Annotated in this window: 20 protein-coding genes; 6 read left to right on the top strand and 14 right to left on the bottom strand. The window is 69.8% G+C overall.

What is annotated here, in order from left to right:
* Positions 1–26 precede the first annotated feature (26 nt).
* From JHN45_RS05190 to JHN45_RS05175, 4 genes are all read left to right on the top strand, one after another.
* Complete coding sequence (locus JHN45_RS05190; protein WP_201048178.1) at positions 27–965, top strand: sucrase ferredoxin; 939 nt, start codon at positions 27–29, stop codon at positions 963–965.
* A 413-nt stretch (positions 966–1378) separates the two neighbouring features.
* Positions 1379–1852, top strand: a complete 474-nt coding sequence (locus tag JHN45_RS05185) for a hypothetical protein (RefSeq protein ID WP_201048177.1) — start codon at positions 1379–1381, stop codon at positions 1850–1852.
* 233 nt (positions 1853–2085) lie between these two features.
* Entirely contained in the window at positions 2086–3741 is a 1656-nt protein-coding gene (locus tag JHN45_RS05180; RefSeq protein WP_201048176.1) for a sensor histidine kinase, read from the top strand.
* Complete coding sequence (locus JHN45_RS05175) at positions 3738–4418, top strand: response regulator (protein ID WP_200709980.1); 681 nt, start codon at positions 3738–3740, stop codon at positions 4416–4418. Before JHN45_RS05180 ends, JHN45_RS05175 begins: the two co-directional genes overlap by 4 nt.
* Positions 4419–4456: 38 nt before the next feature.
* Here JHN45_RS05175 and JHN45_RS05170 read toward each other — a convergent pair whose 3' ends face one another.
* The 3 genes from JHN45_RS05170 to JHN45_RS05160 form a co-directional block, all read right to left on the bottom strand.
* Positions 4457–5509: an ABC transporter substrate-binding protein gene (locus JHN45_RS05170; protein WP_201048175.1), complete on the bottom strand. Its 1053-nt coding sequence runs from the start codon at positions 5507–5509 to the stop codon at positions 4457–4459.
* An 84-nt stretch (positions 5510–5593) separates the two neighbouring features.
* Complete coding sequence (locus JHN45_RS05165; protein WP_200709978.1) at positions 5594–6472, bottom strand: ABC transporter permease; 879 nt, start codon at positions 6470–6472, stop codon at positions 5594–5596.
* On the bottom strand, positions 6462–7277 hold the full coding sequence (locus JHN45_RS05160) for an ABC transporter ATP-binding protein (RefSeq protein WP_201048174.1): 816 nt from the start codon (positions 7275–7277) through the stop codon (positions 6462–6464). Before JHN45_RS05160 ends, JHN45_RS05165 begins: the two co-directional genes overlap by 11 nt.
* Before the next feature lie 159 nt (positions 7278–7436).
* Here JHN45_RS05160 and JHN45_RS05155 point away from each other — a divergent pair, with 159 nt between their 5' ends.
* Positions 7437–8129, top strand: coding sequence for a response regulator (locus tag JHN45_RS05155; RefSeq protein ID WP_201048173.1), 693 nt, complete (start codon positions 7437–7439; stop codon positions 8127–8129).
* A gap of 49 nt (positions 8130–8178) precedes the next feature.
* On the opposite strand, the gene JHN45_RS05150 is transcribed toward JHN45_RS05155, so the two are convergent.
* The 6 genes from JHN45_RS05150 to JHN45_RS05125 all read right to left on the bottom strand — a co-directional run bounded on the left by JHN45_RS05150 (position 8179) and on the right by JHN45_RS05125 (position 15142).
* On the bottom strand, positions 8179–9771 hold the full coding sequence (locus tag JHN45_RS05150; protein WP_200709975.1) for a cation acetate symporter: 1593 nt from the start codon (positions 9769–9771) through the stop codon (positions 8179–8181).
* On the bottom strand, positions 9768–10328 hold the full coding sequence (locus JHN45_RS05145; protein ID WP_200709974.1) for a DUF485 domain-containing protein: 561 nt from the start codon (positions 10326–10328) through the stop codon (positions 9768–9770). The genes JHN45_RS05150 and JHN45_RS05145 overlap by 4 nt, the downstream gene beginning before the upstream one ends.
* A 69-nt stretch (positions 10329–10397) precedes the next feature.
* Positions 10398–11084, bottom strand: a complete 687-nt coding sequence (locus JHN45_RS05140; protein WP_200709973.1) for a response regulator transcription factor — start codon at positions 11082–11084, stop codon at positions 10398–10400.
* The gene (locus JHN45_RS05135; RefSeq protein ID WP_201048172.1) at positions 11081–12232 is read right to left on the bottom strand and encodes a sensor histidine kinase; all 1152 of its coding nucleotides are present in this window, start codon (positions 12230–12232) and stop codon (positions 11081–11083) included. The genes JHN45_RS05140 and JHN45_RS05135 overlap by 4 nt, the downstream gene beginning before the upstream one ends.
* On the bottom strand, positions 12229–12756 hold the full coding sequence (locus JHN45_RS05130) for a DUF1453 domain-containing protein (RefSeq protein ID WP_201048171.1): 528 nt from the start codon (positions 12754–12756) through the stop codon (positions 12229–12231). Before JHN45_RS05130 ends, JHN45_RS05135 begins: the two co-directional genes overlap by 4 nt.
* A gap of 265 nt (positions 12757–13021) precedes the next feature.
* Entirely contained in the window at positions 13022–15142 is a 2121-nt protein-coding gene (locus tag JHN45_RS05125) for a type IIA DNA topoisomerase subunit B (RefSeq protein ID WP_200709970.1), read from the bottom strand.
* A gap of 442 nt (positions 15143–15584) precedes the next feature.
* Between JHN45_RS05125 and JHN45_RS05120 the strand changes: the two genes are divergently transcribed.
* Complete coding sequence (locus JHN45_RS05120; protein ID WP_019072919.1) at positions 15585–15818, top strand: hypothetical protein; 234 nt, start codon at positions 15585–15587, stop codon at positions 15816–15818.
* A 116-nt stretch (positions 15819–15934) separates the two neighbouring features.
* Here JHN45_RS05120 and JHN45_RS05115 read toward each other — a convergent pair whose 3' ends face one another.
* The 5 genes from JHN45_RS05115 to JHN45_RS05095 all read right to left on the bottom strand — a co-directional run bounded on the left by JHN45_RS05115 (position 15935) and on the right by JHN45_RS05095 (position 22821).
* A complete protein-coding gene (locus tag JHN45_RS05115; RefSeq protein WP_201048170.1) occupies positions 15935–16792 on the bottom strand; it encodes a trypsin-like serine protease in 858 nt (285 codons plus the stop codon).
* 133 nt (positions 16793–16925) lie between these two features.
* Positions 16926–18467, bottom strand: a complete 1542-nt coding sequence (locus tag JHN45_RS05110) for an RNA polymerase sigma factor (RefSeq protein ID WP_200709968.1) — start codon at positions 18465–18467, stop codon at positions 16926–16928.
* A gap of 432 nt (positions 18468–18899) precedes the next feature.
* Entirely contained in the window at positions 18900–19787 is an 888-nt protein-coding gene (locus JHN45_RS05105) for a FadR/GntR family transcriptional regulator (protein WP_200709967.1), read from the bottom strand.
* Between the two features lie 162 nt (positions 19788–19949).
* A complete protein-coding gene (locus tag JHN45_RS05100; protein WP_201048169.1) occupies positions 19950–21971 on the bottom strand; it encodes an ATP-binding cassette domain-containing protein in 2022 nt (673 codons plus the stop codon).
* A 91-nt stretch (positions 21972–22062) separates the two neighbouring features.
* The gene (locus JHN45_RS05095; RefSeq protein ID WP_200716443.1) at positions 22063–22821 is read right to left on the bottom strand and encodes an NUDIX domain-containing protein; all 759 of its coding nucleotides are present in this window, start codon (positions 22819–22821) and stop codon (positions 22063–22065) included.
* Positions 22822–22951: the final 130 nt, after the last annotated feature.

Here is a 22951-nt window from a genome sequence, read left to right as displayed (position 1 = left end):
GGGCAAGTCAGGTTAGGCTCACCTCTGTGAGTACGTGCGCGACCGTCTCTCGGGACCTCGACGAGCCCATTTCCGGAACCGCGGCCACGGCGACGACGTGGCTGCTGCTGGAACAGCCCGGTCCTTGGGGTGCCAAAGCGCTCACTTCGAGCCACCTGGACCCCGCGCTGGGGCGTGCCCTGGAAACGGCGGCGACGGACACGGGCGTACGGATCGCGCTCATCCGGCGCCCCGGGCGGCACGCCGACCCGGCGCCGTCACGGGTACGCCAGGTGTACGCGGCCCACACCGTTCCCGGAAACGCGTGGCTGCACAGCGCCACGACCACCGACCCGCGGGACCTGCTCGGCCTCGACTTCGCGGCCCTCGGCGCGGGCGACCCGCACTCGTTCGGCTCGGCGCTCGGCGGGCGGGCCCACACCGGTGATCCGCTCGCGCTCGTCTGCACCAACGGCAAGCGCGACCGCTGCTGCGCGCTCCTGGGCCGTCCGCTCGCCGCCGAACTGGCCGCCTCCGGGGTCGACGGCGCCTGGGAGGTCACCCATCTGGGCGGCCATCGCTTCTCACCCACGGTTCTCGTCCTGCCGTACGGCTACGCGTACGGGCGCGTCGGGGCCCACACCGTCAAGGAGATCCTCCAGGGCGTCCAGGAGGGCCGTGTGGTCGTCGAGGGCTGCCGGGGCGGTTCGGCCTGGGAGCGGCCCGGACAGGCGGCGGAGCTGGCCGTGCGGACGGCGACGCGCGAGTACGCGACGGACGCGCTGAGCGTCGTACGGACGGACGGTGGCGCACCCCGCTGGGAGGTGACGGTCGCGCACACCGACGGACGCCACTGGCGTGTGATCGTCGCCCAGGGCGCGTCGCTGCCGCCCCGGCCGGAGAGCTGCGGGGCGTCGGTTCTCGGTGCGCCGGCGCGGATGGACGTGGTGGCGGTGCGCGAGCTGGCGACGGCGCTGTCGAACTGACGCGGTCCCCTCCCGGGCACTTCCCTGGGCAATTGACCATCGGGCTCAGATCTAGCTCAAGTCGATTGAACACCCGATCACCGATGGCTAGGTTGAACGTCGTTCGCACAAGGGAACTTCACTTTCGCTCCGCCTCGGCCGTAATCGCAGCCGTGATATCTGCCGGGCAGGCCGGCGCGGAGGCGCACAAAAGGACGACAAAGTGTCGCTCGACGTCCATGGGAAGGGGTTGCACGTCAACTATGCAGACACCTTTGCCGACTCCCCCACACTCAGGGACCGTCTGAACGGCCGGCCGACCTTCAGCCCTTGTGGCTCCCGCGCCTTCCACCCGAAGCTCACCCAGAACACACGATGGCCGAACAACACCAAAGTGTGCGCGACCATTCACAACTGACCAGGGGGAAAAGAACATGAATTGGAAGAAGCGGGGATTCACGGCCACGGCCCTCGGTGCGGCCGTCGTGCTCGGCGGTGCCACCGCGGCGTTCGCGGAAGGTCCGCACTACCCGCAGACCTCCGGGCGGGTGGCCGGCGGTAGCCACAACCAATGCACCTACAACTGGATCCAGGCCGACACGACGAACTTTACTGGATACCACGGCAAGCACGTGTTCCTTTCCGGTATCGCCTACTACAGCGCCGGCGGTGGCAGCGATCCGCGCTGCCACCCCCATGTGGAGATCACGTACAAGAACAACGCCGGGGCCGACTCCCACACCTGGGGAAAGAAGCAGAGCAACGGCTCGTTCGAGGCGGCGGTGGCAGCCAAGTCCTACAAGTCGGTCTACTACACCGAGATGTGGGTCGCGAACAACAGCGGCAAAACGATCAAGGGCACTTACATCATGGTGAACCCCAAGGGCAAGATCCTCGCCAAGGGATAGAAATTCCTCGCGGCTGACGTGCAGTGAATTTCGTCGTTCTCACCCGGATGGGCCCGTACGGAGGCGTCCCTCCGTACGGGCCCATCGCCCCGGAGAACGAAATGACTGAGGAAATCGCACCCATTTCCCGTGGCAATCCCACCTGTCTGATGCAGCCGCACACTCGGATTCGCCACGAGATCCATGCCACACCCCTGGGGGCGACCGCCGTCCGCCCACGTACCGTCGTGGGCATGAGTTCCACTCCTCCCGCGCGCCGCCGACGTCTCGGGCTGCCCCGGCGGGCGTTCTCGCAGGTTCTGCTGATGCAGGTCGCGATCGCCGCGGGAGTCGCGGTGCTCGCGACCGGACTCTTCCTGGAACCGCTGAGCAAACAGCTGGACCACGAGGCGATGCGCCGCGCTCTGGCCATCGCCCAGACCACGGCGCAGGACCCGCAGATCGCCGCAGGCGTCCAGAACACCCCGCCGACCAGGAACGGCCCGGTGCAGAAGGAGGCCGAACGGATCCGGCACGCCACCGGGGCCGAGTACATCGTGGTGATGAACCGGCAGTGGGTGCGCTGGTCGCATCCCACGCCCGGGGAGATCGGCCGCCGTGTCTCCACCGACCCGAGCGACGCCCTGGCGGGCAAGGAGGTCATGGAGATCGACAAAGGCACCCTGGGCCGCTCGGCGCGCGGCAAGGTGCCCCTGTACGACGCCGACCACCGGATCATCGGGGCCGTCTCGGTGGGTATCGCCTACGACAGCGTGCGCGCCCGGCTCCTCAGTGCGATCCCCGGGTTGTTCGCCTACGCCGGCGGTGCCCTCGCGGTCGGCGCGCTGGCCGCCTGGCTGATCTCCCGAAGGGTTCAACGGCAGACCCGTGACCTGGCCTTCTCCGATATCTCGGCGCTTCTCTCGGAGCGCGAGGCGATGCTGCACGGTATTCGCGAGGGAGTCGTGGCGCTCGACCGCGGCGGCCGTATCCGCCTGCTGAACGACGAGGCTCGCAGACTGCTGGGCATCGGCGACGAGGCCGTCGGCCGGTCTCCCGACGAGGCGCTCGGCGAGGGCCGTACGACCGACGTACTGGCCGGCCGGGTGACCGGCACCGACCTGCTCACCGTGTGCGGCCAGCGGGTCCTGATCGTCAACCGCATGCCCACCGACGACGACGGTGCCGTGGCCACCCTGCGCGATCGCACCGAACTGGAGCAGCTCGGCCGGGAGTTGGACTCGACGCACGGTCTCATCGACGCCCTGCGTGCCCAGGACCACGAGCACGCCAACCGGATGCACACCCTGCTCGGCCTGCTGGAACTGGAGATGTACGACGACGCCGCGGAGTTCGTCGGCGAGGTGGTCGGCGATCATCGGGTCACCTCCGAGCAGGTGACGGAGAAGATCCAGGACCCGCTGCTGGCCGCCCTGCTGGTCGGCAAAGCGACCGTCGCGGCCGAACGCGGGGTCGCGTTGTGGGTCGCGGACCGCACCCGGCTGCCGGACCTGGTGATCGATCCCAGGAGTCTGGTCACGGTCGTGGGAAACCTGGTGGACAACGCGCTGGACGCGGTCGCCGGCACCGCACACGCGCGCGTGGAGGTCGAGTTGCGCGCCGAGGGCCGCGCGATCGTGCTCAGGGTGCGCGACACCGGCCCCGGGATCTCCGCGGACCAGCGGGAGTTGGTCTTCACCGAGGGGTGGTCCACCAAGAAGCCACCGGCGCACGGCAAGCGGGGACTGGGGCTCTCCCTGGTGCGCCGATTCGCCGAACGACAGGGCGGCAGCGCCACCGTGGGCGAGGCGGACGGCGGGGGCGCGCAGTTCACGGTCGTGCTCCCCGAGGCACTGACCGAGCAGGAGCCGGAACTGGTACTCGCCCCGGCCGACGAGGAGTCACGATGATCGAGGTCCTGGTCGTCGACGACGACACCCGGGTGGCCCGGGTCAACGCCGCCTACGTCGAGAAGGTGCCGGGCTTCCACGTGGCCGGCGAGGCCCACAACGCGGCCGACGCGCTCCGCCAGTTGGAGACGCTGCCCCGCCTCGACCTGGTCCTCATGGACCACTATCTGCCCGACGACACGGGGCTCGCTGTGGTCCAGGAGATGCGCCGGCGCGGCCACCAGACAGACGTGATCATGGTGACGGCGGCCCGCGACGTGACGACCGTGCAGGCCGCGATGCGGCAGGGGGCGTTGCAGTACCTGGTGAAGCCGTTCGCCTTCGCGGGCCTGCGGGCCAAACTGGAGGCGTACGCCGAACTGCGCCGCACCCTCGACGGCGGCGGCGAGGCCGAACAGGCCGAGGTGGACCGCATCTTCGGCGCCCTGTCCACGCCGTCGGAGCCCGGACTGCCCAAAGGACACTCCCCCACCACCGCGGAACTCGTGCGCCAGTCCCTGATGAACGCCGAAGGCCCCCTGTCCGCCCAGGAGATCGCCGACCGCACCGGGGTGAGCCGGCAGACCGCCCAGCGCTATCTGAAGCTCCTGGAGCGCACCGGACGGGCCAGACTGACGCTCAAATACGGCGACGCGGGTCGCCCCGAACACCGGTATGTGTGGGCGACCCGCGCCTGAACGCGCTCATGCTGCGGTCGTACGACAGTCCCGTGCTGTCACTTGGCGGCCTCGACGAACTCCGTCGTGTAGGTCTTGCCGAGGTCGACGTCGGCGTTCTTGATGTTCGGGTTGAACGCCTTGAGCACCTTCTCGACGGTCTCGGGGCCGTTCTCGGGCATTACGCCGTCGTCGGTGAACATCGGCAACGTGCTCTTGATGGCCTCCGTGTAGAGGGCCTTGTCGCCCTGCGAGTAGTCGGCGGGCATCTTGGCGGCGATCTCGGAGGCGCTGTGTGTGGACATCCACTTGAGCGTCTTGACGAATGCATTGACCAACTTCTGGACGGTGGCCTTGTGTGCATTCACCCAGTCCGTCTGCATGTACAGACTTGACGACGGGTACGGCCCGCCGAGCGCCTTCTGCGAGCCCTCGGGGGTGCGCATGTCGACGAGGATCTTGCCCGCCTTCTTGCTCAGGACGGTGGCGACGGTCGGGTCGGTGGTCATGCCGCCGTCGATCGCGCCCTTCTGGAGCGCCGCGATGAACGTCGGTCCGGCTCCCACCGCGACCGGGGTGAACTCGCTGACGTTCACCCCGTTCTTGACCGCGAGGTACTTGGTGAGGAAGTCGGTCGAGGAGCCGAGGCTGGTGACACCGAGCTTCTTCCCCTTGAAGTCCTTCGGTGAGGTGACGTCGCCCGCCGCCTTGGTGGAAACGATCTCCACCTCACCCGGCGCGTGCGAGAACTGCACGACGGACTCGACGGACTTGCCCTTCGTCTGCAGGTCCAGGGTGTGGTCGTAGAAGCCGACGGTCCCCTGGACCTGCCCGGCGACCAGCGCGGTCTCGGCCTGGACGCCCGCGGGTTCGCTCAGCATCTCCACATCGAGGCCCTCGGCGTCGAAGTAGCCGAGCCGCTGGGAGAGCATCGCGGGCAGGTAGATGACCTTGTCCAGGCCACCGACCATGATCTTGACCTGTTCGCCCTTGCCGTCGCCCTTGCTGCCGGCGGCGGTGCTGCTGGCCGCGTCGTTGGCACAGGCGGTGAGCGAGGTGAGGGCGAGCAGGCCGGCGGCGGCCAGCGAGGTGTATCTGGCGGTGTTGCGCATGCGGTTCACGTCCTTGCGGAAAGGCGGTGCGGGGAAGAAGGCGTGGGGACCCAGGGCCGGTGCGTCGGGGCCCGGCGGGCCGGTTCAGCTGTCGGAGTCGGTCGGCTTCCAGCGGAAGATGCGCCGCTCGGCGAAGGTCAGCAGCCCCTCCGCGGCGAGGGCGACGACAGCGAGGATGACCATCGCGGCGTACACACCGGCCGCGTTGAAGGTGTTCTGCGACTGCTGCACGAGGAGGCCGATGCCTTTGATGGCGCCGATGTACTCGCCGACGATGGCGCCGATCAGCGCGAAGCCGAAGCTGACGTGCAGGCTGGTGAAGATCCAGGACGTGGCCGAGGGGATGACGACCTGAAGGGTCACCCTGCGGTCGCTGGCACCGAGGATCCGGGCGTTTGCCACCAGATTGCGATCCACCTCGCGTGCGCCCTGGAAGGCGTTGAAGAACACCGGGAAGAAGACGAGCACGACGGCGGAGGCGACCTTGGAGGAGGGGCCGAGGCCGAACCAGATCAGGAAGATGGGCGCCAGGACGATCCTGGGGATCGAGTTGAGCACCTTGATGTATGGACCAAGAACCTCGGCGAGCAAGGTGATCCGCCCGAGCGCGATACCGAGGAGAACACCGGCGATCACCCCGATGACCCAGCCGAGCAGCGCCTCGTAGAGCGTGTACCAGATCTGCTCGCCGAGGGAGCCCTGAGCGGTCCCGTGGGCCACCCAGGTCCATATCTGGTCCCAGATCTTCGACGGCATCGAGAAGTTGAACGGATCGATGACCTTGGCCCGGGAGAGCGCCTCCCACAGACCGAGAACGGCGACCAGGAGCAGCACTCTCGCCACCCCGACACCGAGCTTGCGTTTACGGGCGGCACGCGCGCGTGAATGGGCGCGGTCGCTCTTGCCGCCGGGCTCGGCCGCGGTCGCTGCGATCCGGTCCTCGGGCATGACGTCAGGCGACATTGGCCGCACCTCTCTCGCGTGTGATGCGGACCTCTTCGCCCAGGGACTCCCAGATCTCGCGGTAGATCTCGATGAACCGCGGCTCCAGGCGCACGGATTCGACCTTGCGGGGGCGCGGCAGGTCGATGTCGAAGACCTGCTTCACAGTGGCCGGCCCGGCGGTCATCACGACGACCTTGTCGGCCAGCGCGATGGACTCCTCCAGGTCGTGGGTGACGAAGACGACCGAGGCTCCGGTGCCCTCCCACAGCTCCAGGAGCTCGTCCGACATCAGCGCCCTGGTCTGCACGTCGAGCGCCGAGAACGGCTCGTCCATGAGAAGGATCTCGGGGTCGTTGACGAAGGTCGCGGCGAGCGCGACCCGCTTGCGCATACCGCCGGAGAGCTGGTGCGGATAGCGGTCCTCGAAGGCGGAGAGCCCGACCCGGGCCAGCCACTCGCGCGCCTTCGCCCTGGCCTCCGCCTTCGGTACGCCGCGGAAGCGCGGGCCCGCCATGACGTTGGACAGGACCGTGCGCCAGGGGAAGGTGGCGTCCTGCTGGAAGACGAAACCGACCTTGTCGCCGACGCCGGAGACGGGTTCCCCGGCCACCCGCACATCGCCCTCGGAGGGCTCTTCCAGTCCGCTGACGAGGGTCAGCGTGGTCGACTTGCCGCAGCCCGTGGGGCCCACGACCGCCACGAACTCGCCACGCCCTACGGTGAGATCAAGCCCCCGTACGGCCGTGTGCAGACCCCCCGACGGGGTCCTGAAGGTCTTGCTCGCGCCCCGCAGCTCGATGGCGGGGCTGGTGTCTGCGCTCATGGCCGGGACCGTAGATGTGGCCCGGACCACAACAGGAGTCTTCTGGGCGCAAGCCGTTCTTTTGCTCGCAAGAGCCTGTTGTGCTCGTTTTGCTCGCGCTACAACTGCGGAGCCGAAACACGGGCTTAACGCTCGCCTGGCCTTGAGGAAAGAGGCCCAATGATTGACGTCATGGTCGTGGACGACGACTTCCGTGTCGCCGAGATAAACGCGAGGTACGTGGGAAAGGTTCCCGGTTTCCGGGTCGCCGCCCGCGCACACAGCGCTGCGCAGGCGCTGGCCACCGTGGAACGCGGAGCCATCGACCTCGTACTTCTCGACCATTACCTGCCCGACCAGACGGGTCTCGAACTCGTCCACCGCATGCGGCAACAGGGCCACACGACCGACGTCATCATGATCACGGCGGCCAGCGATGTGACGACCGTGCAGCGGGCGATGCGCCTGGGCGCCCTGCACTACCTGGTCAAGCCGTTCACCTTCGCCGCGCTGCGCACCCGCCTGGACTCGTACGCCGCCCTGTGCCGCACCGTCGACCGCGTCGGCGGGCGCGGCATCGCCGGCCAGGAGCAGGTCGACCGCATCTTCGGCGCCCTGCGGACGACCACCGCACCGGCCTCCCCCGGCCTGCCGAGCGGCCACTCGGAACCGACCACCGACCTGATCTGCGGCGTCCTGCACCGCGCCGGCCACCCGCTCTCGGCCCACGAGGTCGCCGCCGAGACCGGCCTGAGCCGCTCCACGGCGCAGCGCTACCTCCGCCACCTGGAACAGGCCGGCCGCCTCCGCCTCTCCCTCAAGTACGGCGACACGGGCCGCCCGGAACACCGCTACGCCTGGGTGGCGCCGTAACCGCGTGGGGTCGGCAGCGGCGTCCGTACGACGGCGGTGGGCGCCCCGGTCACACCGCCCCCGCCCCCGTCAGCGCCCGTACCTCGGTCTCCGCGTGCTTGGCCTCGTCCGGGACCTCCGCCGAGGTGACCGTGCCGAGCCAGCCGGACAGGAAGCCCAGCGGGATCGAGACGAGGCCGGGGTTCTGGAGCGGGAAGAACTGGAAGTCGACGCCCGGGAACAGCGATTCGGGGCTGCCCGACACGACGGGTGAGAGCAGTACGAGGGCCAGCGCGGGAATCAGTCCCCCGTATACGGCCCAGACGGCGCCCCGTGTGGTGAAGCCGCGCCAGAACAGGGAGTAGAGCAGCACCGGGAGGTTCGCGGAGGCGGCGACGGCGAAGGCGAGGCCCACCAGGAAGGCGACGTTGAGATCCCTGGCGAGCAGGCCCAGCGCGATCGCGATCACACCGATGCCGACGGCCGCCGTGCGCGCCACCGCCACCTCGCTGTACGGCTTGGCACGCCGGCGTCGCAGCGACGCGTAGAGGTCGTGGGCCACGGATGCGGAGGAGGCCAGCGTGATGCCGGCGACCACCGCGAGGATCGTGGCGAAGGCCACGGCGGCGACGATCGCGAACAGGACTGTGCCGCCCGTGGAGTTGGCGCCGCCGCCCAGGTCGAGTGCCAGCAGCGGGACGGCGGTGTTGCCCGCCGCGTTCGACTTCTTGAGGGCCTCCGGTCCGACGACGGCGGCCGCGGCGAAGCCGAGCACGATCATCATCAGGTAGAAGCCGCCGACGAGCCCGATCGACCAGATCACCGAACGACGCGCGGCCCGCGCGGTCGGCACGGTGTAGAAGCGGGACAGGATGTGCGGCAGTCCGGCCGTCCCCAGCACGAGCGCCAGGCCCAGGCTGATGAAGTCGAACCGCGCGGTCCAGTCCCCGCCGTACTTGAGCCCCGGCGCCAGAAACGCCAGGCCGTGACCGCTGCGGTCGGCCGCGCTGAGCAGCAACTGGTCGACGTTTCCATGGAAGCGCAGCAGCACCAGCACCGTCAGCGCGACGGTGCTGCACAGCAGCAGGACCGCCTTGACGATCTGGATCCAGGTGGTGGCCCGCATCCCTCCCAACGACACATAGATCACCATGAGCGCACCGACGCCGATGACGGTCCACGCCCGCGCGGCCGGACTGGTCCCGCCCAGCAGCAGCGACACCAGGCTGCCCGCGCCCACCATCTGTGCCACCAGATACAGAACGGACACCGTGACCGAGGAAGTTCCCGTCGCGATCCGCACCGGCCGCTCGTTCATCCGCGCGGCGATCACGTCGGCGAGCGTGAACCGCCCGCAGTTGCGCACCAGTTCGGCGACCAGGAACAGCACCACGAGCCAGGCGACGAAGAAGCCCACCACGTAGAGCATGCCGTCGTAGCCGTACAGCGCGATGAGCCCGGTGACGCCGAGGAAGGAGGCGGCCGACATGTAGTCGCCCGCGATGGCAAAACCATTCTCCATCGGGGAGAAGAGCCGCCCGCCCGCGTAGAACTCCTCAGCCGAACCGTGCCGGTTGCGACTCACCCAGGTCGTGATCCCCAGGGTGACGGCGACGAACCCGCTGAACAGCAGCAACGCCAGCGTCTGATGATTGCCGGTCACAAAACACCGCCTCGTACACCACGCGTCAGTTCCTGGGTGTCCCACCGCAGTTCGAGCGCGGCCCGGTCCCTGCGCAGCCGCGCGTGGCGGGCGTACGCCCAGGTCAGCAGGAACGTGGTGACGAACTGCCCGAGCCCCGCGACCATCCCCACGTTCACCGCGCCCGCCACGGGCCGGGCCATCAGTCCGGGCGCGGTCGTCGCGGCCACCACGTACGCCACGTACCAGGTGAGGAAGACGATCATGCCCGGCACCACGAACCTCAGATACCGGCTGCGCACCTCCTGGAAGGCCGCGCTGCGCTGCACGTCGAGGTACACGTCCCCGGCCCGCAGCACCGGTCCCTCGCCATCCCTGCGTGCGGCCGGAACCTCGGGGGCGGGCGCCCCCGTACCGTCCAACTCGCCCCAGCCGGACGCGAGTGCGTCGTACCACGGGTCGTGGTACCTCACCTTTCCGGATGCCTCGGCGGGGGTCAGGTCATGACCTTCGTGGTTCTCGGCCGGACTCTCGTGACCACTCGCGCCACCGCGGGGACGACCGTTGCTTGACTGCATGCCCAAGGATGGACAGAACGGGAAGATCCCCGACTCTTCTTCTCCGGGGTCTTCACCCCATCAGGTGACTCAACCCGCTGGTGGCCGCACCAGTCCCTTCCCGTAGGCGTAACGCACCGCCTGTGCACGGTCCTTGAGTCCCGTCTTGGCGAACAGGTTGTTGATGTGGGTCTTCACGGTCGCCGTCGAGACATGCAACTTGCGGGCGATCTCCTGGTTGTTCAGGCCCTCGGCAATCAGCACCAGCACCTCGATCTCCCGCGCGGTGAGCCCGTCCGGCGGCTCGGTGGGACCCGGTGACGGCTGCGGCTCGGGGTCAGACAGCCTTTCCAGCAGCCGCCGTTGGATGCTCGGCGACAGGCCCGCGTCCCCCGAGAGCACGCTCTCCACGGCCCGTACGATCTCGTCGCCGCCCGCGTCCTTGGTGAGGTAGCCGCGTGCCCCCGCGCGCAGCGCCGGGAAAAGTGACGCGTCGTCCGCGAAGGTCGTGAGCACCACGACCTGCGTTCCGGGATGCTCCCCACGGATCCGCCGGGTCGCCTCGACACCGTCGCAGCGGGGCATGCGCAGGTCCATCAGGACCACGTCCGGGGCGAGTTCGGCAACGAGTTCCACGGCCTCGTCCCCGTCGGCAGCGGCGCCGACGACCTCGATCCCGGGCAGCAGTCCCAGCAGCATGACGATGCCTTCCCGTACGACGGTCTGGTCGTCCGCGACCACGACCCGCGCGGGCCTCTTCACGGCCTCCTCCGTCATGCGGGCACCTTCAGCGTCACCACGAATCCCTCCTCCTCCGGCTCGGCCCGCAGTGAACCGCCCAGCAACTCGGCGCGTTCCCGCATGCCCAGCAGACCGTACCCACCTCCCGCACCGGTCAGTTCACCGGGCGAACCGCCCGAGTCCCGTACCTCCAGCCGCACTTCGTGCTCGCCGTACTCCAGCCGAAGCCGCACCTTGGCGCCCGGGGCATGCTTGCGGACGTTCGTCAGGGCCTCCTGGGCGACCCTGCGCACGGCCTGCGAGGCCTCGGCCGAGAGCTGCCGCCGGTCACCCGTAACGGTGACCTCCGCACCGGCGGTCGTAGCGACGATCTCGGTCAGGAAGTCCTCCAGCGGGGTCATCTCGCCGCGCAGCGCGGACAGGGCCTGCCGGGTCTCGGCGAGGCCGTCGCGGGCCATTCCCCGTGCCGCCACGACCCGTTCGAGAATCGTCTCCCGGTCGGCGCCCCGCTCGATCAGCAGCCGGGCCGCCTCCAGGTGCACGAGCTGGGCGGACAGGCTGTGGGCCAGCACGTCGTGGATCTCCCGGGCTATACGGGCCCGCTCCGCCAGCGCGGCGGACTCCGCCTCGGCCGCGCGGGCCAGGCGTTCCTGGGTGAGCAGCCGCTGGGCGTTGCCCCGGGCCTCGGCGTCGAGGCGGAGCGTGTAGCCGGCGAGGGCCAGTCCGGCCGTCGTGACCGCGGTGGTCAGCCATACGTCGTTGTTGACCGCGGCGAAGGTCGCGAGGGAGACCGATGTCACGGGCAGGGCGACCGCGATGGGCAGCCGCTCCAGTGAGCTGACCGCGCAGCCGCACCAGACGACGAGGGCCGGGACCGTGAAGTCGGCCGCCTGTCCCGCTATGGCGATTCCGAGGAGCGCGGCGATGAGTGCCAGCGACGGCCAGAGTCTGTGGGCGAGGGTGGTACGCCAGAAGCCCCAGGCGAGGGCCGCGGTCACGAGGATTCCGACGATGCCGCCCGCGAGGGCCCAGCCGTGGAGGTGGTGGCCGGTGTAGGCGCCCCACAAGAGCACGCCGATCACCAGCAGCCGGACGCCCCAGGCGAGCAGGCGCCGGGGGCGTGAGACCCCCGCTCGGCTCAGCGCCTCCCGTGAGGGCCAGCGCGTCCACGCGTTCTCCGTCACGCGCGCTCCTTCCGGGCGGGCTGCGCCATGCTCGAACCGTACGCCGGGACGGATCCGGCCGTCCCGGTGAAGGACTGGGCCCGCCAGGTCATGACGCCGGCGCGGACCAGCAGCGTTGCCGCGAGACCGAGCATCAGGGCGGCGGAGGTGTTCGGGTGCACGCCGATCAGCGCGCCCAGGGCGATGAGGCCGACGCGCAGGGCTATGCCGACGATCCAGACGCCCCCGCTCGCCTTGGTGCTCTTGCTCCACACGGAACCGTCCGTCTCGATCCACAGGCGTGTGGTCCAGGCCCAGCCGGCTCCGGTGGCCAGCGCGACGAGCAGTTCGACGCCGAGCAGAAGGGCCGACCCGGTGTGGTGGTGTGCGTCGAGTACGTCGGGCTCGCGGAGGGCGACGACGGCGAGGATGGCGGGGAGGAGCCACCAGCGCCGGTCGGTGCCGATCTGGCGAGCGCTGAACTGTCGCACGATCACCAGGGCGGCGACGGCCACGATCACCAACGCGTTGACGAGCCCGGACATCGGAGCCTCCGTGAGCGGAAGGGATGTCGGCGGCGAGCGCTGCCGACGTCTTCGAAGCTACGGAAATCCGCCGGTCGGCAGATCGGCGCCAGGGTGGATCGTGGGTGGATCCGCCGACCGCGCATATCTCCACCCACGGGTGGAGCGGACCGACGGCGCCGGGCATCGGCCGGTGCCTCGGTTCCGGGCCCGGGACGGGCGCGGAGCGGGACCGGAGCCGATGCCCGGCGCCGTCGGTCGCACGTCGACGGTCACCCGTCGAAGATCACGCGTCGATCCGCGACCGGTCCAGCGTCGCGGCCGAGCTGGAGATGAACTCCTTGCGCGGTGCCACGTCGTTGCCCATCAGCAGATCGAAGACCTGCTCGGCCGCGTCCAGGTCGGAGAGGTTGATCCGGCGCAGGGTGCGGTGGCGGGGGTCCATCGTCGTCTCGGCCAGCTGGTCGGCGTCCATCTCGCCGAGACCCTTGTAGCGCTGGATGGAGTCCTTGTACCGGACGCCCTTGCTCTGGAACTCCAGGAGCCTTTCGCGCAGCTCGCGGTCCGAGTACGTGTAGACGTACTTGTCCTGGCCCTTCTTGGGCTGGACGAGCTCGACGCGGTGCAACGGCGGCACCGCGGCGAACACCCGGCCGGCCTCGACCATGGGACGCATATAGCGCTGGAACAGGGTCAGGAGCAGACAGCGGATGTGGGAGCCGTCCACATCGGCGTCGGTCATCATGATGATCTTGCCGTAGCGGGCCGCGTCGAGGTCGAAGGTGCGGCCCGATCCCGCTCCTATGACCTGGATGATGGCGCCGCACTCGACGTTCTTCAGCATGTCGGTGACCGACGACTTCTGGACGTTGAGGATCTTGCCGCGGATCGGCAGCAGCGCCTGGAACTCGGAGTTCCGGGCGAGCTTGGCGGTACCGAGCGCGGAGTCTCCCTCGACGATGAACAGCTCGCTGCGCTCGACGTCGTCGCTGCGGCAGTCGGCGAGCTTGGCCGGCAGCGAGGAGGTCTCCAGGGCCGTCTTGCGGCGCTGCGCGTCCTTGTGCTGACGGGCCGCGATACGCGTACGGGCCGCAGCGACGGCCTTCTCCATGACCACGCGGGCCTGGGCCGCCGCGTCGCGCTTCGTCGAGGTCAGGAAGTCCTTGAACTCCTTGGTGACCACGTTGGTGACGATGCGGCGGGCCGCGGACGTACCGAGCACCTCCTTGGTCTGCCCCTCGAACTGGGGTTCGGCGAGCCGGACGGTGACGACCGCGGTGAGGCCCTCCAGGGCGTCGTCCTTGACGACGTCGTCCTCGGCGACGCGCAGCAGCTTCTTGGCGCGCGCCACCTCGTTCATCGTCTTCACGATGGCCTGCTCGAAGCCGGCGACGTGGGTGCCGCCCTTGGGGGTCGCGATGATGTTGACGAACGACTTGAGGGTCGTGTCGTAGCCGGTCCCCCAGCGCAGCGCGATGTCGACGCCGAGTTCGCGGGTGACCTCGGTGGGCGTCATCTGGCCGTGGTCGTCCAGGACGGGCACCGTCTCCTTGAAGGTGCCCTGGCCCGACAGGCGCAGGACGTCGCAGACCGGCTTGTCGCTCGCCAGGTACTCGCAGAACTCGCTGATGCCGCCGTCGAAGCGGAAGGACTCCTCGCCCTTGCTGCCCCCGTCGCCGAGGCCGTACTCGTCGCGGACGACGATGGTCAGCCCTGGCACCAGGAACGCGGTCTGGCGGGCCCGCTGGTGCAGGTGCTCCAGGGAGAGCTTGGCGTCCTTGAGGAAGATCTGGCGGTCGGCCCAGTAGCGCACGCGCGTGCCGGTGCGGGTCTTGGGGATCCGCTTGGTCTTGCGCATGCCACCGGGCTCGAACGCGGCGTCGGGACCGGCGGTGGCGAAGGCGCCGGGCACACCGCGCCGGAAGCTGATGGCGTGGACGCTGCCATTGCGGTCCACCTCGACGTCGAGCCGCGCGGACAGGGCGTTCACCACGGAGGCGCCCACGCCGTGCAGACCACCGGAGGCGGCATACGAGCCGCCGCCGAACTTGCCGCCGGCGTGCAGCTTGGTCATGACGACCTCGACACCGGAGAGGCCGGTCTTGGGCTCGACGTCGACCGGGATGCCCCGGCCGTTGTCCCGGACCTCCACCGAGGCGTCGTCGTGCAGGATCACCTCGATGTGGTCGCAGTAGCCCCCCAGGGCCTCGTCCACGGAGTTGTCGATGATCTCCCACAGGCAGTGCATCAGGCCACGGCTGTCGGTCGACCCGATGTACATGCCCGGGCGCTTGCGTACGGCCTCTAGCCCCTCAAGGACGAGCAGGTGCCGCGCGGTGTAGTTGGAACCGTCCCGGTCTGCTCCTGCCAGCAGCGCTGTCGACGGCACGGACGTTTCGGCGGTCACGCGGTTCGCTCCTCGCTGAATTTCAGATGAGGCCCTTTTGGGTAAGGGCTCGGCTTCGGTTGCCGCTCAGAGGGTACCGAGGCCTGGTAGAGCCGTTGTAACGCCACCCTCGTCTCCTCCTCACACTAGTCCAGGGTCGTATACCTGTTCGATCCCTCGATGGAGTGAAGTACATATCACGTTCCCTTCGGGGCATGAACCATTTAGGCTCCGGGCACGTCCTCATGAACAACCGGCAACCCAGCCGGGAGGACCGACCCCTGACCCACAGCGCGAACCCGTACAGACACATAGACACGCAATACGGCACATTCGCCGCCAACCGGCAGCAGACAGCAGCCCCGGAAGATTTTTTCGAGGAAAAGCCCAGAGCGGGAACGTTTTCGGGCTGGTTGGATGTTGACCCTGGTACGACAGCTCGTCGAGCTAGAGAAGAGGCGACGTGACTACTGTTCTGACCCCCGCGAGCCCGCTGACGGCCGCCGATCGCTGCGACCGCTGCGGCGCCCAGGCATACCTGCGCGTCGTCCTGCTCAGCGGCGGAGAACTGCTCTTCTGCGCCCACCACGGCCGCAAGTTCGAGCCGGAACTCAAGAAGATCGCCGCTGAGATACAGGACGAGTCGGAGCGACTGACCGCCGCTCCCGCAGCAAGCACTCCTGAAGAAGAGCGCTGACACTTCGCGTCCACGACGAGCCAGCACCGGCACAGGCCGGCGACGGGCGGCCCCGCTCCTGAACCACAGGAGCGGGGCCGCCCGTCCTCGTATCCGCGGATGGCCCTCAGCGGCCGTCAGACGCCCTTGTGCGGCCCCGGTGCGCCGCGGTGGCGGCCCAGCGTCCGCAGGACGTCGGACACCCGGGTGTAGACGCCGGGGCTCCCGGCCCGCCCGCACCCGCTGCCCCACGACACCAGCCCGATCAGCCGGCCCTGCGCGACCAGCGGCCCTCCACTGTCCCCCTGACAGGCGTCACGGCCCCCCTGAGGCTCTCCGGCGCACAGCATGGCCTCGGGGAGGTAGGTGCCGTCCCCGCTGCCCGGGTAGGCCTCCTGGCAGCGGGCGTCGGGCAGCACGTGCACACGCGCGGCGTGCAGGCTGCCCGCGTAGTCGCCACTGCCGCTGAGATCGCCCCAGCCGTAGACCGTGGCGGCCGTGCCCGGCTGGTAGGCGCTGTCACCCGCCGCCGCCATCCCGATGACCGAGCCCTGGGGCAGCGGTGCGACGAGGGTGAGCACGGCGAAGTCGCCCGCGTTGCTTGCGGTGTCGTAGGCCGGGTTGACCCACACATCTCGTACGGCGATCGCCTGGCCGCTGCCCGAGAGCAGGTCCGTGCGGCCCGCGAGGACCTTGAGGTCGCCCGCGCGGTTCGGTGGCGTACCGAGGACGTCGTCGCCCATGCAGTGGGCCGCGGTCAGCACGGTGGTCCGGCTCACGGCGACGCCTCCGCAGAACTGTCCCGCCCGGGTACCCCCGAACCGGTCACGACTGGACAGCGCCACCGTCCACGGGCTCTCGGAGACATCGACCGGGAACCCGCCGACGACGATGCTGTCGGCGGCCACAGGGGCCGCGGAGACCAGCGGTATGGCGGACGCGGCAGCCGCCAGGACCAGCGGCCGGGTCAGCGCCCGGGCAAAGGGACGACGCATGCACGTTCCTCACTCTGGGATGGTCATCGGAGACCCAGAGTGATCCAGCGTGCCGCGCGGCGCACCCGCGGCCCAGCACGAAGGCCCGGCTCCCCGAGGGGAGACCGGGCCTTCCGTGTCGTACGACTACGACCTAGTCGAGGTAGTCGCGCAGCACCTGCGAACGCGACGGGTGGCGCAGCTTCGACATGGTCTTGGACTCGATCTGGCGGATGCGCTCACGGGTGACCCCGTACACCTTGCCGATCTCGTCGAGGGTCTTCGGCTGACCGTCGGTGAGACCGAAGCGCATCGAGACCACACCGGCCTCGCGCTCGGACAGGGTGTCCAGGACGGAGTGCAGCTGCTCCTGGAGGAGCGTGAAGCTGACCGCATCGGCCGGGACGACGGCCTCGGAGTCCTCGATGAGGTCACCGAACTCGCTGTCGCCGTCCTCGCCCAGGGGGGTGTGCAGGGAGATGGGCTCGCGGCCGTACTTCTGGACCTCGATGACCTTCTCCGGAGTCATGTCGAGTTCCTTGGCCAGCTCCTCCGGGGTGGGCTCGCGGCCCAGGTCCTGGAGCATCTGACGCTGCACGCGCGCGAGCTTGTTGATGACCTCGACCATGTGCACCGGGATACGGATGGTGCGGGCCTGGTCGGCCATCGCGCGGGTGATCGCCTGACGGATCCACCAGGTGGCGTACGTGGAGAACTTGTAGCCCTTGGTGTAGTCGAACTTCTCGACCGCGCGGATGAGACCGAGGTTGCCCTCCTGGATGAGGTCCAGGAAGAGCATGCCGCGGCCGGTGTAGCGCTTGGCCAGGGAGACCACCAGGCGGAGGTTGGCCTCCAGGAGGTGGTTCTTGGCGCGGCGGCCGTCCTCGGCGATGATCTCCAGCTCGCGCTTGAGCTTGGGGGCGAGCTTGTCCGCGTTGGCCAGCTTGTCCTCGGCGAACAGGCCGGCCTCGATGCGCTTGGCGAGCTCGACCTCCTGCTCGGCGTTGAGGAGGGGGACCTTGCCGATCTGCTTGAGGTAGTCCTTGACGGGGTCGGCGGTGGCACCGGCAGCGGCGACCTGCTGCGCGGGCGCGTCGTCCTCGTCCTCGTCGGAGAGTACGAAGCCGGCGCTCTCGGCGCCCTCGGGCTCGTCCCCGGTCTTGCCGGGGGTCTCCTCGGCGGCCTCGTCGTCGACGAGCTCGGCGTCGTCCTTCTTGGCGCTGGTCTTCTTGGCCGCCGCGGCAGTCGTCTTCTTGGCGGCGACCTTCTTGGCGACCGCCTTCTTGGCTGGCGCCGCCTTCTTGGCAGCGGCCCTCTGGGCGTCGTCCTCGGCGGGAGCGTCGGCGAGGGGCGCCGCCGGAGTCGCGGTGGCGGTGGCCTTCTTGGCGGTCACCGTCTTCGCGGCGACCGTCTTGGTGGCGGTGCGCTTGGCCGGACTCTTCGCTGCGACGCTCTTTCGGGTGCGCTTGGGCTCCGCGGCACTGACCATCAGCGTCACACCCTCTTCCTCGAGGATCTGGTTGAGGCTGCGCAGTACGTTCTTCCACTGAGTGGCCGGAATCTGGTCAGCTTCGAAGGCCCGACGCACGTCATCGCCGGCGATCTGCCCCTCAGCCTTTCCCCGCTCGATGAGCGCCATGACAGAGACGGACTCGGCGATCTCCGGCGGGAGCGTACGGGATGTGCTGGCCGACACGAACAACCTCTCGGAACGATGGAAAACGGCTTCCGGCCCCGTCCGGTACGGACAGGAGCCGACGACCGCCGACTTGGGGATGGGCCGACGGCGCGGGCTGGGGCCGGGAAGAATCACAGCGCCTTGAACGGCGTCCGTATTCCCTTCCGCGGCTGTCACCTCTTAGGTCATCGCGCAGTTCCCGCGAGCGTTACGCCCAATCTGCGTGGCCCGAGTCACACCCCGTAAGCGTTCAAAAACGGTCAGACACGGGCAGAGGAGGTCACCCAGGGCCGGGAGAGGCACTTCTCAAGGGGATACGGCCCCCGTCGCACCGCCGGACCCCGCCGGTTCCCTGGAGGATCCTGCGGGGTCCGGCGGGAGACGGCGACCGGGTCGGGCGGCGCCACGGGAGCGCGGTACACCTCGACCGCGCCGACCAGCACGCGCGCGTCAGTGCTCGCGCGGGGCGGGCACCACGCGCTCCACCTCGGGGTGCACGATGAGCAGCTGCCGCATTGCCGCCTCGGCCGCCGCACCGTCGCCGGCCGCGAGGGCGTCGACGATCCGGGCGTGGTGCGCCAGGGACGCGTCGGTCGGGCGGTCACAGCCCGTGACCGGTCCGCCGGAGACCTGGAGGGCCGAGGAGACGATCCCGGAAAGGTGCTCCAGCATGCGGTTGCCCGCGACCTGGATGAGCAGCGAGTGGAACTCGGCGTCCGCGCGGGAGAAGGTCAGGGCGTCGCCCTGCGCCATGGCGTGACCCATGATCTCGACCATGTCGGAGAGGCGCTGCTGGACGTCCTCGCGGCCGTGCCCGGCGGCGAGGCGCGCGGCGAGCGGCTCGATCGTCCAGCGCAGCTCGCTCAGCTCGCGGCGCTGGTTGTCGCGCTGCGGGCCGAAGGCGCGCCACTCGATGATGTCCGGGTCGAGGAGGTTCCAGTCGCTGACGGGACGCACGCGCGTGCCGACGTTCGGGCGGGCGCTGACCAGGCCCTTGGCCTCCAGGACGCGCAGCGACTCACGGACGACGGTGCGGGAGACCTCGAAACGCTGGCCGATCTCCTCGGGCACCAGCGGGCGGTCGGCGCCCAGGTCGCCGGAAACGATCATCTGGCCCAGCTGCTGGACGAGTTGGCCGTGCAGTCCGCGTCCGCGGCTGCCCGCGGCACGACGGCCCACGCGGCCCAGCTCGGGGTCGGAACCGTCCCAGGAAGGGGCTCCGAGGCGCTCGGTGACGGGCGCCTCGGCGTAGGGGTAGCGGTCGAGTTCGCCCGGGCCGGCGAGACCGGAGTCTGCGGAGCGGGCGGCGGTCATCATGGTGTGCGCAAGGGTACTCACGGATCCTTTGTCGGCGCTGGCTCCAACTCCCTTGAGGTCTTTGGTGAAAAGCACACGAAAGGGTGATCGCTCACCCCGTCGCAATTGACGCCTTATCGGAAAGAAATGGGCTTTCTCCGGGGAGTTGTGCGCAGAGCGGGACCCGAAGGGTGCGCGCGGTCGTCATCGGACCCTGCTACGCAGGGTCGTGAGCAGATACGCGCAGAGCAGCGCGGTCAGCGACAACGTCAGTGCCCCGCCCACGGGTTGGACGATCACTCGCGCCGCCGCGGACAGATACCGCTCACCTCCGAAGGGCCACTGCAGCAGGAACACCTTCCGCAACCGCAGGGGAAAGCCTGCCGCGGCCCGCACGGCGGGCCCCTCCAACCCCTTGTGCACAAGGGGTACGACGAGAATCGGTACGGCGACCACCGCGGCGAGCCCGGCCGTGGTGGACCGGAAGATGCCCGCGGCCAGCACTCCGGCCCAGGCGCACCCGACGACGAGGCCGACCCAACTCGCGCTCGTCGAAAGCCAGTCGGCGGGAACCTGTGCGAGCTCCCGTCCGTATACGAGATAGAGCACTTCGGCGTCGCAGCCCACCGTGAGGAAGCCCAGCAGCAGCGCGGTGGCCGCGGAGACGAGGAGCTTCGCGAGGAGCAGCCCCATCCGCCGGGGCACGGTGCCGCGGTCCGCCGCCAGGGCAGGGTGCCGGAACTCGTCGCCGAAGGCGAACGCCCCGAGCAGTCCCGCGCCGAGCGCCGCGGGCGGCAACGGCAGTTCCCGCGGCCAGGCGGCCAGCAGGCGCGACTGCGGGGTGTGCCCGATACGGGCCAACAGCAGTGCGGTGAGGGCGGACACGACGAGTACGGCGGCCCCGGTCAGGAACCCGGTGCCGATACCGGTGGCCCGGCGCAGCTCGTAGCGGAGCGGACGCAGCGGACTGGGCGCGGAGCGGACGGAGATGGGGGGCGGGAGCGGGGACAGGGTGTCGAGGGTGGCGGCTCGCGAAGGACGCGGGGCACGCGCGCGGGGAAGGGTGCCGGCCGCCTCTTCGGGGTCGATGAGAGGGACCAGTCGGGAGGGGGCGGGACTCGGCGCGCGCGGGCTGCGTGTCGCAGGGGAGCTTGTGGTGGCCGGCTGCGCCTCAGGGTCAACGGCGGCGTCCCGCAGGGGACTGACGGCAGTTGCCTGAGCCTCGTACGGCGGGTGGGTTTGTGCGGCGGGTTCCGGTTCTTCGACGATCTCCGAGCGCTCCGCCGAGGGGGCCGGCACGCGCGGCTCACCGCCGGTTTCCGGCTCGCCCTGGAGGGACGTTCCGGCTCCGGGCCCCATGTCGCCGATCTCGTCGGCGAGTTGGTGTACGAGGATGTCGTGCCGGAACGCCGTCTCACCGATGTCGGCGCACGTACTGCCGTACACGGCAAGGCGGTTGCCGTCCTCCCGTACGACTTCGACCGAGCGGTGTGCGGCGCGGGCCTCTTTGGCGAGGAGGGCGGCGAGGCGGGCGGCGTGCGGGGTGCGGACTGCGACGCGGGGGCGCAGCCGGGTGCGGGCGAACTCTCCCGCCTCCTGGTCGGCGACGAGTCTGCCCTGTTCGAGGGTGACGACCCGGTCGGCGCTGCGGGCGGCCTCCTTGGGTTCGGCCGTGCTGAACAGGACCGTGCCGCCCTGGGCGGCGTGCGCGCGCAGCATGCCGTACAGCCAGCGGCTCTCGCGGGCGGAGAGCGCGTCCGCGGGTTCGTCCAGCACCAGCGTGTGCGGGTCGGACAGCAGGGCGCAGGCGAGGCCCAGGCGGCGGTCCATGCCGCGGGCGAGGCTGCCGAGGCGTTCGTCGCGCAGGCTGACGAGGCCGACCACTTCGAGGACCTCGTCGGCCCGCCGGGCCGGAACACCCGCCGCGGCGCACAGCATCCGCAGATGGCCGCGGACCGAGCGGGCGGGATGTCCCGGCACGTCGCCCAGGAGCACGCCGACCTCGCGTGACGGGTGGGCGATGCGATGCAGGGGGCGGCCCCTGAAGTAGCTGATTCCACGCCCCTGTTGCAGCTCTAGCATGAGCCTGAGCGCGGTCGTCTTCCCCGCGCCCGGTGCTCCGAGGAGTGCGGTGACACTGCCCGCACGGGCCTCGAAGGAGACGTCGTCGACGGCGGGGGGATGCTCCTTGCGGGCGTTGCTGGTCAGTCCGAGGGCCTGGATCACCCACAGCAAGATAGCGCGCTATGTCCGTTTTTTCGGGCAGCGAACGGCTCGCACCGCAACGCTTGACCGCCCCGGTCGAGGTGCTACGGCGTCACACCTCGGGGCGCAGCATCGGCGGGTTGAGCAGCGTGGCCCCGCCGGCCCGGAACAGCTGCGCCGGACGCCCTCCCTGACGGGTCGTCGTACCGCCGGTCGGGACGAGGAAGCCGGGCGTGCCGGTCACCTTGCGGTGGAAGTTGCGCGGGTCGAGCGCCACCCCCCACACCGCCTCGTAGACGCGGCGCAGTTCACCGACGGTGAATTCGGTGGGGCAGAACGCCGTGGCCAGGGACGAGTACTCGATCTTCGAGCGGGCGCGCTCCACCCCGTCGGAAAGGATCTGCGCGTGATCGAAGGCGAGCGGCGCCACCGGGTCGCCGTCACGCCCGAAGCCGCCCTGTTGCAGCAACTCCTCGACGGGCGCCCAGCGCGCGTTGCTGGCGTCGCCGCCCGCGCGGGGTGCCGGCAGGTCGGGGGCGAGTGCGAGGTGGGCGACGCTGACGACGCGCATCCGCGGGTCGCGCTTGGGGTCGCCGTAGGTCGCGAGCTGCTCCAGGTGCGCTCCGTTGTCCTGGACGGGGACCGCCGGGTCGTGGGCGCGCAGTCCCGTCTCCTCGGCCAGTTCCCGGGCGGCGGCCTGGGCCAGATCCTCGTCGGCCCGCACGAAACCGCCGGGTAGCGCCCAGCGCCCCTGAAACGGCGGCTCGCCCCTGCGTACCGCCAGCCCGCACAGAGCATGGCGGCGCACGGTCAGCACGACCAGGTCCACGGTGACGGCGAAGGGCGGATACGCTGACGGGTCGTAGGACATGCGGCGATCATAGTCGTCTGCCTGACGATAAACACTCCCTTCGTCGGTACCGCCGTGACTGATCCACTTCGGTGCGATACGTGGTCGATCCTCCGTTTCCGGCCGTCGGCCGACAGGGACTCGTGCGAGG

Origin of the sequence: Streptomyces sp. MBT53 (genome assembly GCF_016654115.1) — a bacterium.
In the GTDB taxonomy this organism is placed as follows: Bacteria; Actinomycetota; Actinomycetes; order Streptomycetales; family Streptomycetaceae; genus Streptomyces.
This window is presented reverse-complemented; position numbering and strand designations above follow the sequence as displayed.

Coding starts and splice junctions, on each gene's coding strand:
- JHN45_RS05185 (WP_201048177.1), top strand. CDS start 1,379: ATGAATTGGAAGAAGCGGGGATTCACGGCCACGGCCCTCGGTGCGGCC.
- JHN45_RS05180 (WP_201048176.1), top strand. CDS start 2,086: ATGAGTTCCACTCCTCCCGCGCGCCGCCGACGTCTCGGGCTGCCCCGG.
- JHN45_RS05175 (WP_200709980.1), top strand. CDS start 3,738: ATGATCGAGGTCCTGGTCGTCGACGACGACACCCGGGTGGCCCGGGTC.
- JHN45_RS05170 (WP_201048175.1), bottom strand. CDS start 5,509: ATGCGCAACACCGCCAGATACACCTCGCTGGCCGCCGCCGGCCTGCTC.
- JHN45_RS05165 (WP_200709978.1), bottom strand. CDS start 6,472: ATGTCGCCTGACGTCATGCCCGAGGACCGGATCGCAGCGACCGCGGCC.
- JHN45_RS05160 (WP_201048174.1), bottom strand. CDS start 7,277: ATGAGCGCAGACACCAGCCCCGCCATCGAGCTGCGGGGCGCGAGCAAG.
- JHN45_RS05155 (WP_201048173.1), top strand. CDS start 7,437: ATGATTGACGTCATGGTCGTGGACGACGACTTCCGTGTCGCCGAGATA.
- JHN45_RS05145 (WP_200709974.1), bottom strand. CDS start 10,328: ATGCAGTCAAGCAACGGTCGTCCCCGCGGTGGCGCGAGTGGTCACGAG.
- JHN45_RS05140 (WP_200709973.1), bottom strand. CDS start 11,084: ATGACGGAGGAGGCCGTGAAGAGGCCCGCGCGGGTCGTGGTCGCGGAC.
- JHN45_RS05130 (WP_201048171.1), bottom strand. CDS start 12,756: ATGTCCGGGCTCGTCAACGCGTTGGTGATCGTGGCCGTCGCCGCCCTG.
- JHN45_RS05115 (WP_201048170.1), bottom strand. CDS start 16,792: ATGCGTCGTCCCTTTGCCCGGGCGCTGACCCGGCCGCTGGTCCTGGCG.
- JHN45_RS05095 (WP_200716443.1), bottom strand. CDS start 22,821: ATGTCCTACGACCCGTCAGCGTATCCGCCCTTCGCCGTCACCGTGGAC.